Origin of the sequence: Phaeobacter sp. 11ANDIMAR09 (genome assembly GCF_001294455.1) — a bacterium.
Classification (GTDB): domain Bacteria; phylum Pseudomonadota; class Alphaproteobacteria; order Rhodobacterales; family Rhodobacteraceae; genus Pseudophaeobacter.
This window is the reverse complement of record NZ_LIKT01000002.1, coordinates 60,476-76,282: the sequence shown is the minus strand read 5'-3', so window position 1 is coordinate 76,282 and position 15,807 is coordinate 60,476. Positions and strand designations below refer to the sequence as shown.

The 15,807-nt window shown below is 60.8% G+C and carries 14 protein-coding genes; 7 read left to right on the top strand and 7 right to left on the bottom strand.

Annotated elements, in window-relative coordinates; translation table 11 throughout:
- Window positions 1-12: 12 nt before the first annotated feature.
- The 3 genes from coaBC to AN476_RS01865 all read right to left on the bottom strand — a co-directional run bounded on the left by coaBC (window position 13) and on the right by AN476_RS01865 (window position 3,141).
- On the bottom strand, window positions 13-1,242 hold the full coding sequence (coaBC, locus tag AN476_RS01875; protein ID WP_054459048.1) for a bifunctional phosphopantothenoylcysteine decarboxylase/phosphopantothenate--cysteine ligase CoaBC: 1,230 nt from the start codon (window positions 1,240-1,242) through the stop codon (window positions 13-15).
- 121 nt (window positions 1,243-1,363) lie between these two features.
- On the bottom strand, window positions 1,364-2,200 hold the full coding sequence (locus AN476_RS01870) for a ChaN family lipoprotein (RefSeq protein WP_253279816.1): 837 nt from the start codon (window positions 2,198-2,200) through the stop codon (window positions 1,364-1,366).
- A gap of 62 nt (window positions 2,201-2,262) precedes the next feature.
- A complete protein-coding gene (locus AN476_RS01865; RefSeq protein ID WP_054459044.1) occupies window positions 2,263-3,141 on the bottom strand; it encodes an RNA polymerase factor sigma-32 in 879 nt (292 codons plus the stop codon).
- Between the two features lie 268 nt (window positions 3,142-3,409).
- Here AN476_RS01865 and cobU point away from each other — a divergent pair, with 268 nt between their 5' ends.
- The 4 genes from cobU to AN476_RS01845 all read left to right on the top strand — a co-directional run bounded on the left by cobU (window position 3,410) and on the right by AN476_RS01845 (window position 6,958).
- Window positions 3,410-3,928, top strand: a complete 519-nt coding sequence (cobU, locus tag AN476_RS01860) for a bifunctional adenosylcobinamide kinase/adenosylcobinamide-phosphate guanylyltransferase (RefSeq protein ID WP_054459042.1) — start codon at window positions 3,410-3,412, stop codon at window positions 3,926-3,928.
- The gene (locus tag AN476_RS01855; RefSeq protein WP_054459040.1) at window positions 3,925-4,506 is read left to right on the top strand and encodes a histidine phosphatase family protein; all 582 of its coding nucleotides are present in this window, start codon (window positions 3,925-3,927) and stop codon (window positions 4,504-4,506) included. Before cobU ends, AN476_RS01855 begins: the two co-directional genes overlap by 4 nt.
- Before the next feature lie 82 nt (window positions 4,507-4,588).
- Entirely contained in the window at window positions 4,589-5,272 is a 684-nt protein-coding gene (locus tag AN476_RS01850) for a glutathione S-transferase (protein ID WP_054459039.1), read from the top strand.
- Window positions 5,273-5,443: 171 nt separating this feature from the next.
- A complete protein-coding gene (locus AN476_RS01845) occupies window positions 5,444-6,958 on the top strand; it encodes a YifB family Mg chelatase-like AAA ATPase (protein WP_054459430.1) in 1,515 nt (504 codons plus the stop codon).
- On the opposite strand, the gene AN476_RS01840 is transcribed toward AN476_RS01845, so the two are convergent.
- The 4 genes from AN476_RS01840 to rsmI all read right to left on the bottom strand — a co-directional run bounded on the left by AN476_RS01840 (window position 6,928) and on the right by rsmI (window position 10,089).
- Window positions 6,928-7,839 carry an alpha/beta hydrolase gene (locus tag AN476_RS01840; RefSeq protein WP_054459038.1) on the bottom strand — a complete coding sequence of 304 codons (912 nt, stop codon included), beginning with the start codon at window positions 7,837-7,839 and terminating at the stop codon, window positions 6,928-6,930. The two genes, AN476_RS01845 and AN476_RS01840, sit on opposite strands and share 31 nt — an antisense overlap.
- The gene (gene gshB / locus AN476_RS01835; RefSeq protein WP_054459036.1) at window positions 7,836-8,771 is read right to left on the bottom strand and encodes a glutathione synthase; all 936 of its coding nucleotides are present in this window, start codon (window positions 8,769-8,771) and stop codon (window positions 7,836-7,838) included. The genes AN476_RS01840 and gshB overlap by 4 nt, the downstream gene beginning before the upstream one ends.
- 84 nt (window positions 8,772-8,855) lie before the next feature.
- Complete coding sequence (locus tag AN476_RS01830; RefSeq protein ID WP_054459032.1) at window positions 8,856-9,230, bottom strand: YraN family protein; 375 nt, start codon at window positions 9,228-9,230, stop codon at window positions 8,856-8,858.
- 1 nt (window position 9,231) lies between these two features.
- Window positions 9,232-10,089 (bottom strand): 16S rRNA (cytidine(1402)-2'-O)-methyltransferase, encoded by an 858-nt coding sequence (gene rsmI / locus AN476_RS01825; protein WP_054459031.1) that lies wholly within the window; start codon window positions 10,087-10,089, stop codon window positions 9,232-9,234.
- A gap of 86 nt (window positions 10,090-10,175) precedes the next feature.
- On the opposite strand from rsmI, the gene AN476_RS01820 reads away from it, so the two are divergent.
- Genes AN476_RS01820 through murJ form a run of 3 tightly spaced genes read left to right on the top strand, consistent with a single transcriptional unit; the run spans window position 10,176 to window position 15,725 of the window.
- Entirely contained in the window at window positions 10,176-11,345 is a 1,170-nt protein-coding gene (locus AN476_RS01820; RefSeq protein WP_054459029.1) for a penicillin-binding protein activator, read from the top strand.
- On the top strand, window positions 11,305-14,139 hold the full coding sequence (locus AN476_RS01815; RefSeq protein WP_054459026.1) for a [protein-PII] uridylyltransferase: 2,835 nt from the start codon (window positions 11,305-11,307) through the stop codon (window positions 14,137-14,139). The genes AN476_RS01820 and AN476_RS01815 overlap by 41 nt, the downstream gene beginning before the upstream one ends.
- Window positions 14,136-15,725, top strand: coding sequence for a murein biosynthesis integral membrane protein MurJ (gene murJ / locus AN476_RS01810; RefSeq protein WP_054459025.1), 1,590 nt, complete (start codon window positions 14,136-14,138; stop codon window positions 15,723-15,725). The genes AN476_RS01815 and murJ overlap by 4 nt, the downstream gene beginning before the upstream one ends.
- Window positions 15,726-15,807: the final 82 nt, after the last annotated feature.

Genomic DNA, 15,807 nt, shown 5'->3' with positions numbered 1-15,807 from the left:
CCGGCCCTGCGCTCAGTCTGGCTGCGTGTCGCTCTTACCCTGCAGGTCCTGGGCGATACGGATCGCAAGCCGGGTGGCAACCTCTGCCTTGTCCATACGCGGCCATTCTTCAGCGCCGTGATCCGAAATCAGGATCACCGCATTCTCCTGCCCGCCCATGATGCCGGTTGCGGGCGAGACATCATTGGCAACGATCCAGTCGCAGCCCTTGCGCAAACGTTTGGCCGTGGCGTTTTCCACCACATCATTGGTCTCGGCCGCAAAGCCGACCACCAGGGGGGGACGCCCCTCCACCATTCGAGACACGGTTTTCAGGATATCCGGGTTTTCGGCAAACTCCAGCACAGGCAGCCCATCTTTAGATTTCTTCAACTTACGGTCCGAGGCGCTGGCAACCCGCCAATCGGCCACCGCCGCCGCAAAGACACCGGCATCCACCGGCAAGGAGGCCTGCACCGCCGCCTCCATCTCAAGCGCGCTTTGCACCGCAACGACCTCCACCCCCTCGGGGGGGCGGACCTCTGCCGGGCCCGTGATGAACACCACCTCCGCTCCCTGATCGCGCAGAGCACGGGCCAGCGCCGTCCCCTGTGCCCCGGACGAACGATTGGCGATATAGCGGACAGGGTCTATAGGCTCATGCGTCGGGCCAGAGGTAACCAGAATACGCCGCCCAGCCAGACGCCCCGCTTCGGGCTGCTGGCTCAGCTCAGCCGTGATCGCCGCCAGGATCTCTGCCGGTTCAGCCAAACGTCCGGGGCCAAATTCACCACAGGCCATGCCGCCCTCATTGGGGCCAACAAACCCCACGCCATCTCCGCGCAAGGCCTTTATATTGCGCTGGGTTGCCGGGTGTTCCCACATGCGCACATTCATCGCAGGCGCCAGCAGCACCTTTGTATCCGTAGCCAATAGCAGGGTTGAGGCCAGGTCATTGGCCAGTCCCTGCGCCATCTTGGCCATCAAATCGGCGGTCGCCGGGGCCACAACCACCAAATCCGCGCTGCGCGACAGCTGAATATGGCCCATTTCGGCCTCCGCCGTCAGATCAAACAGGTCCCGGTGCACCGCCGCACCCGCCAGCGCCGAGACCGACAGGGGCGTGACAAATTCTTCACCCGCGCGGGACAGGACCGGCGTGACAGAGGCCCCCTGGTCCTGCAATCGGCGGATCAGCTCCAACGATTTATAGGCCGCGATACCGCCGCCAATGATCAGAAGAATTTTCTTTCCTGCCAGCATCTCGCCTGCCCTTTGTTTGCCACGGGCTTGGCCACAAGCCCCCGGCAACACTAGCTCTTGATCCGCAAAGAGGGAAACGGTTTTGCCCTATCCCCGTGATGCCTCAGGGAAGAGCAAAGCCCTAGTCGGGTTTGGCAAAGGCCAGACAGGGATCGGGGCGCGAGACGGAGGGGGTCGAAAGCACAAGGTCAAATGTCCCCCCTGTGGCATCACCTTCCATCTGCCCAAGCGCCAGGATTTTGATCGTCGGCAGGGCACGTTGCAGATAGATGGCAAGCCCACGATCCAGCCGGGCGTGCCCATTGCCGGTGATCACCACAACCGGCCCCCCTGTCTGTAACCAAGCCCGCTCCACCGCTGCCGCCAAGCTGGCATCGCGCAGCCGCTGGACATCCACCAGCATAGGCAGGATATGATCCGGCAAGGCATTGCAATGATTGATCATCTGCTCTGCTTCGCGAATCTGCTGCTCCGCCTCCGGTAGGGGGTGATCCAGCCCGAACCGCTGAGCGTCAGCGCCAAAATAGCTGGCGACACCGGATTTCAGCGCCGCCTGCGATTCAGAACGCGGCACATGGGCGCCAAACTGAGCCATGCCCTGCCCCGCTGCAAACACCGGCGCATACAGAGAAAATGCGGGCCAGCCTGAGGCCTCCCAGTCCAAGATACGGGCCGTCTCGCCCGGGTTCTGCAGGATCTGGGGGGTCAACAGCTCAGCCTGTGGCTGGGTGACCATTTCCCAGACCAAAGCGCTAGGCTGAAGCGCGGTGACCAGCTCCGCCTGCACTTGGTGATGGCGAAAATTGTCATGCACCTCTCCCAAGATGATCACATCCGCCTCGGACAGAACCACTGCCGCCTCCGCAACGGTTTGCGCCTGCGGCGGTGTATCAAGGCCATCGGCCCTGGATTCTACAACTGTCCCGGTGAACAGAACTGCGACCGCACCCAGGACCACAAAGGGTCTTTTAGGTTCAAAAATCGCGCTTAGAATATATCTGACTAAAAAACTATGCTTTTTCATGAAAGCAGTTTGTGCACTTCCCGAGACCTTGTATCAAGCGTTTTTCTCATTTTCTGAAAGGCCCCGGCCTCCAGCTGACGCACCCGCTCCTTCGACAGGCTCAACTCGCGGCCCAGATCCTCCAGCGTGCGCGGCGGGGTTTTCAATTTGCGCGCCACCACGATCCTTTGTTCGCGACCGCTCAAACTCTGCATGGCCTCAACCAGCCAGCCGCGGAGTTTGCGCCGATCATGGCTGCCCTCGACCAGTTCCGCCGCCTGGGCACTGTCATCTTCCAGAATATCGATCCATTCCCGCCCCTCCTCTTCGCTGCTCTGCACCGCATTCAGCGAAAAATCCGCGCCAGAGAGCCGCCCATCCATCATTTCGACATCACGCAAGGGCACCCCGATTTCAGAGGCAATTTTTTGTAGGAGCTGGTGCCTGTCCAGTTGCTGCCCCTCGGCGGCAGCCTCGCGCTCAAGCTGGGCCTGAACACGGCGCATATTGAAGAACAGAGATTTCTGCGCCGAGGTCGACCCCGTGCGCACCATGGACCAGTTGCGCATCACATAGTCCTGCACCGAGGCCTTGATCCACCAGATCGCATAGGTGGAAAATCGCACTCCCCGATCCGGGTCAAATTTATCGGCAGCCTTCATCAATCCCAACCCAGCCTCCTGGATCAGGTCATTCATCGGGGCGCCGTAGCGTTTGAATTTTACCGCCATGGAGATCGCCAGCCGCATATAGGCATTGGTCAGCCGGTGCAGCGCCGCCACATCCCGGTGGTCACGCCAGGCATAGGCCAGCATTTTCTCTGTTTCTGCATCCAGCAGCTCTGCTTTCATCGCCGTCTTGGGCAATGGGTTATGGGTTCTATCGTCGCGCGCCATTCTACCTCCCACAGTCAGATCGTCTTGCAACGGGACAGTTCGGCGAAGTTCTATTTGGGGTCGTCAGGGCGGGCCGGCTGTCCAAATCCCCGCAGCGCGATGCCACGGCACAGTCTCGGGATAATATGCTTCTGATCTATCGTCAGAACTCTGGCCCATACTTGTTGCAGCAGACCAGCATTGCGGACGGTGCTGTCTTCGCCCTTGTTTTGGGCCGCTCCAGCAGGTACGCAAAACGCGAAACCGTTCATTTCCAAGGGTAAAGAACTTGTCGGCACCTGTCACATTCATTCTGGGCGGCGCGGCTTCGGGCAAGTCCAAATTTGCGGAAGATTTGTGCTTTAAATCTGCAAAGCCAAAGAGTTACCTCGCCACATCACAAGTATTTGATGACGAAATGAAAACCAAGGTCGCGACCCATTTACGGCAGCGCGGCTCGGACTGGACAACCTATGAAGAGCCTTTGGCAGCGGCGGCTGTATTACGCCAACTGCCCCCAGAGCAGATCTGCCTGCTGGACTGCGCAACCATGTGGTTGACCAATCACCTGCTGGCCGAACATGATCTGCAGGCCGCACAGGCTGAGCTCTTGGCCGCTATCACCACCTGCCCGGCCGAGCTGGTGGTGGTCTCCAATGAGGTAGGCCAGGGCATTGTACCGGAAAATGCGCTGGCCCGACGGTTTCGGGAGGCGCAGGGGCGGCTCAACATCGCATTGGCGGCCAGCGCGGATACCGTGGTCAAGGTCACCGCCGGGCTGCCCCTGGTTTTGAAAGGTCAGCTATGAACGCACGTCTGTTTTTGGTTCGCCACGGCCCGACCCATGCCAAAACTATGGTGGGCTGGTCCGATTTGCCCGCCGATCTGTCGGACGTAGCGGCGCTGACCCGGCTTGAGGCCGCCTTGCCACCCGAAGCCCTGGTCGTCTCTTCCGATCTGATCCGCGCGGTGGAGACTGCGACGGCGATTCAGGGCGGCCGCCAACGTCTGCCCCATATGCCTGCCCTGCGTGAAATCCACTTTGGCGACTGGGAGTTGCGCAGCTGGAAAGAAATCGACGCCGAAGACCCCACCCGCATTCGCGCCTATTGGGAGACCCCTGGTGACACCACGCCGCCAGGCGGCGAAAGCTGGAATCAGGTCTGCGCCCGTGTCAATGACGCGGTGGATAAGCTGCTCACCACCCATGCCGGGCGCGATCTGGTGATTGTCGGTCACTTTGGCCAAATCCTGACCCAGATCCAGCGGGCTCAGGGGCTCAGCCCGGAGGTGGCTTTTTCGCACCGGATTGACAACCTGTCGCTTACTGAGCTGTTCTACGGACCAGAGGGCTGGCGCAGCGGAGCGCTTAATCAGCTAATCTAAGTCGGAAATAATCAAAATATGTGATGAATTACCGCACAAATATTCGATTTAAGAATGAATTTTCTGCTGCTAGCCTTCCCCCATGGCTTATGAACTTTATATTGGTGATCGCATGTATTCCAGTTGGTCGTTGCGCGGCTGGCTCATGCTCGAAAAATTCGCAATCCCGCATGACACCCATCTGGTAGGGCTCTATTCCGGCTCGATGGCACAGGACATGGCCCATTTGGCCCCGGCACGGCTTGTGCCTGCGCTCCGGACCGAACAGGGTTTGGTGATCGGCGAAAGCCTGGCCATGGCCGAGACACTTGCCGAGGATTTTCCCACGGCCGGGCTCTGGCCAAAAGCAGCGGATCAGCGCGCCACGGCCCGCTGGCTGGTGACGGAAATGGTCGCTGGTTTTTCCGCCCTGCGCGGCGATTGCCCGATGCAACTGTCCCATGTCTGGCAGGGGTTTATCCCGTCAGAAGCGGTGCTCACCGATCTCGCCCGGATCGAGACACTCTTTGCCCATGCCCGTAAAATCTCTGGCAGCAGCGATGGCTATCTCTTTGGTCACTATTCGCTGGCAGAGGTGTTTTACACACCGGTGGCGGCACGGATCATTGGCTATGATCTGCCAGTCTCGGAGGCGACGCGCAGCTACTGCGAGCTGCTGCTCTCTGACCCTGCGGTGCAGAGGTGGCAGAGCCAGGCGCGCACGGTCACCTATGACCCCGAGCCCTACCTCCTGGATCTCGATCGTGCGCCCTGGCCCTTCGGCTAGGAAGACAAACAGCCCCCGCTGGCCTCCTGCCTGGTTTCACCCCAGGAGGCCAAAAGCTGCCGGCCTGCGGGAAATCAGCGCAAAAAAGCGCTGTCGCCAGCCAACTCCCTGCTGACTCCAATACCACGGTGCCTATGGTTTTTCGGTGTTGGATCAAGGGAATGAATGGACATGATCAGCCGTGCACAGACTGTGGCCTTTCACGGCATTGACGCGCGCCTTGTCGAGGTGCAGTGCTCGCTTGTCGCGGGGCTGCCTGCCTTTGCCATTGTTGGCCTGCCGGACAAGTCCGTGTCAGAAGCGCGCGAGCGGGTGCGCGCGGCCTTTGCCTCTATGTCGATTGCCCTGCCGGCAAAGCGGATCACCGTCAATCTCTCGCCCGCGGATCTGCCAAAGGAAGGCAGCCATTTCGACCTACCCATTGCTTTGGCCCTGCTGGCCGCCATTGGGCTCATCCCGCCGGATGCGGTTGAACAAACCGTTGCGCTGGGAGAGCTATCGCTGGATGGGCTGCTGATGCCCGTCACCGGCGCCCTGCCTGCAGCCATGGGGGCCGCCGCCACCGAGCGGCAGCTTCTGTGCCCCAAGGCCTCTGCCGCCGAAGCCGCCTGGGCAGGGGATGCCTTGGTTATTGGCGCGTCCAGCCTGACCGAAGTGGTGCGCCATTTCACCGGTGAAATGCCCCTTGCCCCCGCCCGCCCTGGCGAAATGCGCAGCGATTCAGTTCAACGGGATCTACGCGACATCAAAGGCCAGGAACAGGCCAAACGCGCCCTAGAGATCGCCGCCGCCGGGCGTCATCACCTGCTGCTGGTTGGCCCACCCGGCTCGGGCAAATCGATGCTAGCGGCGCGCCTGCCCTCGATCCTGCCAACGCTCACCCCGGCAGAGGCGCTGGAAACCGCAATGATTCAGTCGCTATGCGGCCTCATCGACCAGGGCGGCATCGACCGCAACCGCCCCTTTCGCGAGCCCCATCACACGGCCTCGATGGCGGCCATTGTTGGCGGCGGCAGGCGGGCGCAGCCCGGCGAAATCAGCCTGGCCCATAACGGGGTGTTGTTCCTGGATGAGCTGCCCGAATTCAATCGCGCGGTGCTGGAAACCCTGCGCCAGCCGCTGGAGGCCGGCGAAGTGATGATAGCGCGCGCCAATGCCCATATCCGCTACCCCAGCCGGTTTATGTTGGTGGCGGCGGCCAACCCCTGCAAATGCGGCTACCTCGCCGATGCCGCCCGCGCCTGTTCTCGTGCCCCAAATTGTGGCGAGGATTATCTGGGGCGCATTTCCGGCCCGATGCTGGATCGGTTTGACCTACGGATCGAAGTACCGCCCGTCGCCTATAAGGACCTGGACCTGCCCGCCGCCAGTGAAGGCTCTACGGAAGTGGCGCAACGGGTCGCGATCGCCCGCGAGATCCAGACCGCGCGCTATGGCGATCTCCCGCAGGTCTGGCAAAATGCAGATGCCGAAGGCGCGGTGCTGGAACAGGCTACAGCGCTAAAACCTCAGAGCCGCGAATTTTTGCAGCGCGCAGCGGAGCAGTTTGGCCTCTCGGCGCGGGGCTATCACCGGGTGATGCGGGTGGCGCGTACGATTGCAGACCTCGACCGTTCAGAATATGTGCTCAAACCCCATGTCGCCGAAGCGGTCAGCTACCGGGTCCCTGCCCTGGTCCCAGCCTGAACCCCGATCCAGGCAGCCAAGCTGTTCAGCGTTGAACGCGCCTCGGGCAAGATGTTGTGGAACAGGGGCCAAACATGCGGCAAATCAACTTCTTCGACATAGGTGACATCAACGCCCTGCGCCTGCATCCGATCCACGATGCGGCGGCTGTCACCCAACAGAATTTCGGTATCCCCAGCTGTGATCCACACAGGCGGGCCGCCTGTGAAGTCGGCAAACAAGGGGCTGGCCGACGGGGTCATTGGATCCTCTCCGTTCAGATACATCTGAACCATGTCTTGCGCCCGTTCGGCAGGCAGAACGACTTCAGCTTCAGCGTTCTCACGAATACTCATGCCGGAGAAAGTCAGGTCCGTGAGCGGAGAAAACGCAAAAACAGCCTCTGGGAGCGGCTCGCCCCTGGCCAACAAATGGCCAAGCAACGCAAGTGCAAGCCCGCCACCGGCGCTGTCGCCTCCGATGATCACCTGACCGCCCTGCTCCCGACAGGCACGATAGGCCGCGAGCGCGTGATCAAACGCCGCTGGAAACGGATGTTCCGGTGCCAATGGGTAGCGCGGCAAAACTGCCCCTACGCCGGCGCGTTTAGCGAGGGAGGAAACCATGGCAGCATGGGTCTGGGGCGACCCAAAAACATATCCTCCCCCGTGAAAGTACAAGAGCGTCACCTGCGGCTCGGGGCCTTTTCGCGGTGATATCCAAACGGCCTCACGTCCTGCCAACGCGCCAGGCTGCAGACGCATCGACAACGGCCCATGAAACAGCAGGCGCGCCTTGGTTTCGATGCTCCGGCGCAGGGCCTCTGGCCCCTTCGCATTCTTCAAGAACCGCTTTTCAGTCAGGCGAAGATATGTATTCAGTAATGGGCGCAGAACGCTCATCCAAGCTTAGCCTCGATTGCCGCCCAGATCTTTTCAGCGATATTCACCCCGTCAAACCGCTCCAGCTCTTGAATACCGGTGGGCGAGGTCACGTTGATTTCGGTCAGGTAGTCGCCGATCACGTCGATGCCGACAAAGATCTGGCCCTTTTCCTTCAGCAAAGGCCCGATGGCGGCGCAGATCTCCAGATCGCGCTCTGTCAGGCCGACCTTTTCAGGGCGTCCGCCAACATGCATGTTCGAGCGAGTCTCGCCCGCTGCGGGCACCCGGTTGATCGCCCCGACTGGTTCACCGTCCACCAGGATCACCCGCTTGTCACCATTGCTCACATCCGGCAGGAACTTCTGCACGATCAGTGGCTCGCGGCTGAAACCGGTGAACAGCTCATGCAGGGAGGTCAGGTTACGATCATTGGCGTCCAGGCGGAACACCCCGGCGCCACCATTGCCATAAAGCGGCTTAAGGATGATATCACCATGCTTGGCCTTGAAGGCCTTGATCGTGTCCAGATCGCGGGCAATGGCCGTGGGTGGAGTCAGGTCGGGGAAGTCCAGAACCAGCAATTTTTCCGGATAGTTACGCACCCAGAACGGGTCGTTCACCACCAGGCAGTCATCCTTCAACCGGTCCAGCAGATGGGTGGAGGTGATGTAATGCATATCAAAGGGCGGATCCTGACGCAGCCAGATCACATCAAAATCGGCCAGATCGACTTCGCGAATCTCCCCCAGGATGGCCGGGGTTCCCGCCACCCGCTGGACGGTCATGTCCTGGCCACGCGCAGTGATGCGTCCCTCCTGATAGGCCAGCTGATCGGGCAGGTAGAAAAACAGCTCATGGCCGCGCGCCTGCGCTTCTTCTGCCAGGCGAAAGCTGCTGTCAGCGTTGATGTCCACACCCATGATCGGGTCCATCTGGAAGGCAATTTTCATGGCAGGTTCCCTTTTGCTTTGGCAATAGATGGCGCAGGCAGCAGTCAGGTTCAATATGCCTTGTTCAAATTGCCGTGGTCAGAGCTAGCCCTGACCATAGGCGTTCTCGATAATCTCGACCTCGCCTGTGCTAAAAACCAGCACCACATCTATACGCGCCTCGCTCAAAGTCCCCTCTGGTTGCTGCTCCAGAAACAGGGCGGCAGAGGCCTGAACCCGGCCCATTTGACGCGGGTTGATCCGCGCAATTGCCGCCTCATAGCTGGGGCCGGTCTTGACCTCGGCAAAGACCAGCAGCGTACCTTTGCGCAGGATCAGGTCGATCTCTCCGGCTGCCCCGCGCCAGCGCTGCTCCACCAGCTCATAGCCCTGCGCCGCATAAGCCCTAGCCGCCTGCTCCTCAGCCGCGGCCCCCGCAAGATGCGCGCGCAACCCGGTTGAGGCAGGGGGCTTGGCCATCTTAGCCCTCTTTCGCCAGCTTCAGCGCCATCTGGTAGACTTTGCGGCGCGGCATTTCATGGGCCTCCGAGACGATTGCGGCAGCATCCTTGACCGAGTTGTCGATCAGCGCTGCGCGCAGATCGCTCTCAATATCTCCATCACTTGCTGTCGCTTCTGAGACACGATCCACTAGAACGACGATCTCGCCTTTCACCGGGTTCTCTTCCAGACTGGTGGCCAGCTCAGACAGCGGCAGGCGGCGGACCTCTTCGAATTTCTTAGTCAGCTCACGGCAGAGCGCCGCCGGGCGATTGCCCAACACTGCGGCCATATCGGCCACCGAAGCGGCAATCCGTTTGGGGGATTCGTAAAAGGCCAGGGTGCCGGGAATCGCCGCGACCTCTTCCAGCCGTTTGCGCCGTGCACCGCTCGCATTGGGCAAAAAACCCGCAAAAAAGAACGCATCCGTTGGCAACCCAGCCAGCGCCAGCGCCGTGGTCACCGCCGTGGCACCGGGCGCAGAAGTCACCAGATACCCAGCTTCAGAAGCGGCTTTGGACAAGCCATAGCCGGGATCCGCGATCAATGGCATCCCCGCCTCGGAAGCATAGGCAACAGATTTCCCAGCCTCCAAGGCTGAGAGCAATTTGCCGCGCGCACCCACTCCGCTATGGTCATGATAAGCAATCACCTGCCGCTCGCCCAGCGGAACACCGTGGATTTCCATCAGGCGACGCAGCGACCGGGTGTCTTCGGCGGCAATGAGATCTGCCGAGGCCAGCACATCCAGCGCCCGCAGCGTGATGTCGCGCGCCGTGCCCAGAGGTGTTGCCACAAAATACAGTCCGGGCAACAAATTGACGATCTGATGATTCACGCTGGACCCGCCTTTTTGGTCGTTTATGATTGCCCCAGAACCAACACGGCGCACAAGCGCCGGACAAGGGGAGTTACAAGTCCATTATGTTTGCTGTTTTCAAGCGGGCCCGCAAGGCAACATTGTCTGCCGTGGCCGCGATTTCCACATTTGCACTGGCCGCCTGTGATCCGATTGCGATTGGCGGGGGCCCCACCATCAATACCTCCAAGCCCGTTCCCGTAGCGCTGCTGGTGCCACGTGGCTCGGCGCAATCCGGCGACGCTGTCCTGGCGCAGAGCCTGGAAAACGCCGCGCGTCTCGCAATTGCTGATCTGCAGGGCGTGCAGATTGATCTGCGCATCTATGATACCGCAGGCGACCCCACCCGCGCCGCAGCCGCCGCAACCGAAGCCGTAAACGCTGGCGCACGGATCATTCTGGGCCCGGTATATGCCGAAGCCGCCAATGCCGCCGGTATTGCCGCCGCGCAAAAGGGCGTCAATGTTCTGTCCTTTTCCAACACCACCTCGATTGCCGGGGGCAATGTCTTTATCCTGGGGCCAACTTTTGACAACACGGCCCGCCGCCTGACCGCCTATGCAAGATCCCAGGGCAAGACCAACATTCTGATTGCCGGCGGCAACAATTCCGCTGGTCAGGCTGGTCAGGCTGCCATCCGCAATGCGGCCTCTCAGACCGGTGTGAACATTGCGGGCAGCGTCGGCTATGAATTGTCTCAAAAGGGCGTGATCAACGCCATTCCACAAATTCGTTCGGCCACCAGTGGCGGCGCAGATGCGCTGTTCCTGACAGCCACCACTGCGGGCGCTCTGCCCCTGTTGACTCAGCTGCTGCCCGAAGCCGGTGTCAAACCTGAAGACATTCAGTACATTGGCCTCACCCGTTGGGATGTGCCCGCCCAAACCCTGGCCCTGCCCGGCGTCCAAGGCAGCTGGTTTGCCATGCCCGACCCCGGCAAGGCCCGCGGCTTCCGGGATCGCTATGAAGCAACCTATGGCAACGCGCCGCATTCCATTGGTGGGCTGGCCTATGATGGTATCGCCGCAATTGGCGCTCTGGTCGGCGCAGGTAAGTCAGATGCTCTGACGGCAGCTGCTCTGACCCAGGGGGCAGGTTTCCAGGGCACCAGCGGCATCTTCCGTCTGCGCGCGGATGGCACCAACGACCGTGGCCTGGCCATTGCAACGATCCAAGAACAGAAGGTAGTCATCCTTGACGCAGCCCCCAGCAGCTTCTCCGGCGCAGGATTCTGATCCGGCCCGGACAGCCTCCTCTGATCAGCTCGGCCCCCTTCCGGCTGCCGAGCTGATCTGTGATGGTCTGGCCATCTTTGACCTCTCAGAAATGCAGGCCAGGATTGCCACCCTGGCCGAAGAGCTAGAGCCCGATGCCCTGCGTGCGCAGACCGTGGCTTTGTTGCGCGATGCCAACAAGCAGGGGCGCGACGCCATCGCCGCGGTCTATGCACAGGCCCCTTTTTCAGCCCGCGCCCTGACCAAATCCTACAGTTTCCTGACCGATGGTCTGGTGTTGACAGCCTATCATGTGGCGACGACTTATTTGCATCCGGTTGGCACACCGACCTCTGGAGAGCGGATCGCTCTGATCGCGGTTGGCGGCTATGGCCGTGGCGAGATGGCGCCGTTTTCAGACGTCGATCTGATGTTCCTCACCCCTTACAAGATCACCGCTTGGGCCGAGAGCGTCATTGAATCGATGCTCTATATCCTGTGGGATCTGCGGCTCAAGGTGGGCCATTCCAGCCGCACCATCAAGGATTGCATCAGGCTGGGCGCCGAGGATTACACCATCCGTACCGCCATGCTGGAGCAGCGGTTTCTGACCGGTGATCTAGAGCTCGCAGAGGAGCTGGAAGACCGGCTGCGCGCTGAGCTGTTTTCGCGGGATGCCCATGATTTCATCGAAGCCAAACTGGCCGAACGCGATGAGCGTCATCTTAAGCAGGGTCAGCGCTACATGGTTGAGCCCAACGTCAAAGAAGGCAAGGGCGGGCTGCGTGATCTGCAATCGCTCTATTGGATCGCCAAATATGTCTATCAGGTGCAGGACGTGGCCGATCTGGTCCCGATCGGGCTGTTCTCGCCAGAGGAGCTGGACACCTTTTCCACCGCCGCCAATTTTCTCTGGGCGGTACGCGCCCACCTGCATCTGGCCACCCGGCGCGCCACCGAGCAGCTCAGCTTTGATCTGCAGGTCGAGGTGGCCAGCCGCATGGGTTACAAGGACCGCTCCGGGCGGCGCGGCGTCGAAATCTTCATGCAGGAATATTTCCGCCATGCCACAACCGTTGGCGATCTCACCCGGATCCTGCTGACAAAGCTGGAGGCAAGCCAGCAAAAAGGCGCCCCCCTGCTTGAGCGCATCTTCCGGCGCCGCCCCCGGGTAAAGCCCGGCTACAAAGTCATTCACAACCGCCTGGATGTGGCCGACCCCGAGGCATTTCTCGACAATAAGCTTAATCTGCTCAAAATCTTTGAAGAGGCGCTGCGTACCGGCATGTTGATCCATCCGGATGCCATGCGCCTGGTCACGGCCAATCTGGATCTGATCGACGATGAGATGCGGGGCGATAAGGAAGCCCGGCGAATTTTCCTCGACCTGCTGTTAAAACATGGCAACCCGGAACGCGCCCTGCGCCGGATGAACGAGCTGGGCGTGCTCTCGGCCTTTATCCCTGAGTTTGAGCCAATCGTAGCGATGATGCAGTTCAACATGTATCACTCCTACACCGTGGACGAGCACACCATTCAGGTGATCTCCAACCTCACCGCCATCGAGAAGGGCGAGCTGGAAGACGAACTGCCCCTGTCGTCGGAAGTGATCCGCAAGGGGATCAACCGCAAGGTTTTGCTGGTTGCCATGTTGTTGCATGACATCGGCAAGGGCCGCGAGTTGGATCATTCCATCCTGGGTGCCCAGATCGCCCGCAAGGTGGCGCCGCGTCTGGGGCTCAACAAATCCGATAGCGAAACCGTCGAATGGCTGGTGCGCAACCATTTGCTGATGTCGGACATGGCGCAAAAGCGCGATATTGCTGATCCGCGCACTGTGCGGGGCTTTGCCAAGGCAGTGCAATCTGTCAAACGGCTGGATTTGCTTTTGGTCCTGACCGTCTGCGATATTCGCGGCGTAGGGCCAGATACCTGGAACAATTGGAAGGCGGCCCTTTTGCGGGCGCTCTATAACCAAACCCGCGAGGCGCTGGACAACGGCATGGAGGCGCTCAACCGCGAGCACCGCGGGGCCGCCGGTAAAAAAGCGTTGCGTGCCGCCCTGCCCGATTGGTCCAAATCCGATCTCAAACGCGAGACCGGGCGGCATTACGATCCCTACTGGCAGGGCCTGCACGTCACCGCCCACGTCGATTTTGCCGAGATGTTGAAAGAGCTTGAGGCTAAGAACGACGATGCAGGAATTGTCATCCGGCTCTACCCGGATGATGACCGCGATGCGACGCGTGCCTGTTTTGTCATGGCCGATCACCCTGGCATCTTTGCCCGCGTCTCTGGAGCACTGGCCCTGGTTGGTGCCAATGTGGTCGATGCCCGCAGCTACACCACCAAGGATGGCTATGTGACGGATGCCTTCTGGATTCAGGATGCCGATGGCCACCCGTTTGAGGCCTCACGGCTGCCGAGGTTGAACCAGATGATCCTCAAGACCCTCAATGGCGAGGTGATCACCGGGGAGGCGCTGGAAACCCGCGACAAATTCAAAAAGCGCGAAAAGGCCTTTAAGGTGCCCACCCATATCACCTTTGATAACGAAGGCTCTGAGATCTACACAATCATCGAGGTCGACACCCGCGATCGCACCGGGTTGCTCTATGATCTGGCCCGCACCCTGGCCGGCGCCAATGTCTATATCGCCAATGCGGTGATTGCGACCTATGGCGAACAGGTGGTCGATACCTTCTACGTCAAGGATATGTTCGGCTTGAAGTACCATGCAAAATCAAAACAGGACTTTCTGGAGCGGAAACTGCGTGACGCCATCTCCGAAGGGTCAAAACGGGCCCGTTCATGAAACCGGTAAAATTGCTATCGGGTTTTATGACCGTCGGGTTCTGGACCCTGGCCAGCCGTATCTTGGGCTTTGCCCGCGATATCATGATCGCCAGTTTTCTGGGCACCGGGCCAGTGGCCGAGGCCTTTCTCGTGGCCTTCAGCCTGCCCAACATGTTCCGCCGTTTCTTTGCCGAGGGTGCCTTTAACACCGCCTTTGTGCCGCTGTTCTCCAAAAAGCTGCAAAAGGACGACGACCCCGTCGGTTTTGCCCGTGACGCCCTTACCGGCCTGGCAACGGTGCTGATCGTCTTTACGCTGCTGGCGCAGCTGGTGATGCCCTGGCTGGTTCTGGCCATGGCCAGCGGTTTTCGCGCCGATGCGCGTTTTGATCTGACCGTGGATTTTGGCCGCATCACCTTTGCCTATATTCTGTTCATCTCGCTGGCGGCGCTGCTCTCTGGCGTGCTCAATGCCTCGGGGCGCTTTGCGGCGGCTGCCGCCGCGCCGGTTTTGCTCAATATCATCCTCGTTGGCGCGTTGTTACTCGGCGAAAGCGGTCTGCTGGATGCCTATCTTCCCGCTGACAAGGCAGAGCTGCCTGGGTTGTCGCAGGGGACCTTGTTGGTCTGGGCGACACTCCTGGCCGGGGTGGCGCAGATGGCGCTGGTCTGGGTTGCCGCCAGTCGGGCGGGCTATCGCCTGACGCCGCGTCGACCACGCCTCACCCCGGATCTCAAACGCCTTGCAGTGATTGCCGCTCCGGCCATGCTGGCGGGCGGGGTTGTGCAGATCAATCTGCTGGTCGGGCGTCAGGTCGCCAGCTTCTTTGACGGGGCGATTGCCTGGCTCAGCTATGCCGACCGCCTCTATCAGCTGCCCCTGGGCGTGGTTGGCATCGCGGTCGGCATCGTCTTGCTTCCGGATCTGTCGCGGCGTCTGGCCGCCGCAGATGGGGCGGGCGCGCAACATGCCTTCAGCCGCGCCGGGGAGATTTCACTGGCGCTGACCATCCCGTCGGCCGTCGCCCTGGTGGCCATCCCCCTGCCGTTGGTTTCGGTGCTGTTTGAACGCGGAGCCTTTGCTTTCAGCGACAGCCAAGCCACCGCACTGGCCGTAGCCATATACGGGCTGGGCCTGCCCGCCTTTGTGCTGCAAAAAGTCCTGCAACCGCTGTATTTTGCCCGCGAAGACACCCGCACGCCGTTTCGTTTTGCGCTGAACGCCATGGTGGTCAACGCGGTGGTCGCCATCGCAGGGGCTGCGCTTCTTGGCTTTATCGGGGCCGCCATAGGCACCACCATTGCCGGCTGGGCTATGGTCTGGCAGCTGGCGCGTGGCACCGGTGGGATGGGGCAAAGCGCCCGCTTTGACGCCCGGTTCAAACAGCGGATCTGGCGTATTCTCATCGCTGCCCTGCTGATGGGAGCCCTGCTTTGGAGCGCCGCCTGGATGCTGGAGCCCTGGCTCTATAGCGCCAGCATCCGCTATCCAGTGCTGGCCCTGCTGGTCGCGATTGGCATCATCAGCTATTTTGCAATTGGCACCGGGATCGGCGCCTTCCGGCTATCGGATTTCCAAGCCGGCCTGCGTCGCAGCAAAGGCTAAATCAGCGCCTCAGTAGCGTCACGCGCAGCCGCGCCGCGCGACAGCGCGGCGCCTGGCCCAACGGGACAAGGCCTTGTCAAAG

Coding starts and splice junctions, on each gene's coding strand:
- coaBC (WP_054459048.1), bottom strand. CDS start 1,242: ATGCTGGCAGGAAAGAAAATTCTTCTGATCATTGGCGGCGGTATCGCG.
- AN476_RS01865 (WP_054459044.1), bottom strand. CDS start 3,141: ATGGCGCGCGACGATAGAACCCATAACCCATTGCCCAAGACGGCGATG.
- AN476_RS01855 (WP_054459040.1), top strand. CDS start 3,925: ATGAACGCACGTCTGTTTTTGGTTCGCCACGGCCCGACCCATGCCAAA.
- AN476_RS01850 (WP_054459039.1), top strand. CDS start 4,589: ATGGCTTATGAACTTTATATTGGTGATCGCATGTATTCCAGTTGGTCG.
- AN476_RS01845 (WP_054459430.1), top strand. CDS start 5,444: ATGATCAGCCGTGCACAGACTGTGGCCTTTCACGGCATTGACGCGCGC.
- AN476_RS01840 (WP_054459038.1), bottom strand. CDS start 7,839: ATGAGCGTTCTGCGCCCATTACTGAATACATATCTTCGCCTGACTGAA.
- gshB (WP_054459036.1), bottom strand. CDS start 8,771: ATGAAAATTGCCTTCCAGATGGACCCGATCATGGGTGTGGACATCAAC.
- AN476_RS01830 (WP_054459032.1), bottom strand. CDS start 9,230: ATGGCCAAGCCCCCTGCCTCAACCGGGTTGCGCGCGCATCTTGCGGGG.
- AN476_RS01820 (WP_054459029.1), top strand. CDS start 10,176: ATGTTTGCTGTTTTCAAGCGGGCCCGCAAGGCAACATTGTCTGCCGTG.
- murJ (WP_054459025.1), top strand. CDS start 14,136: ATGAAACCGGTAAAATTGCTATCGGGTTTTATGACCGTCGGGTTCTGG.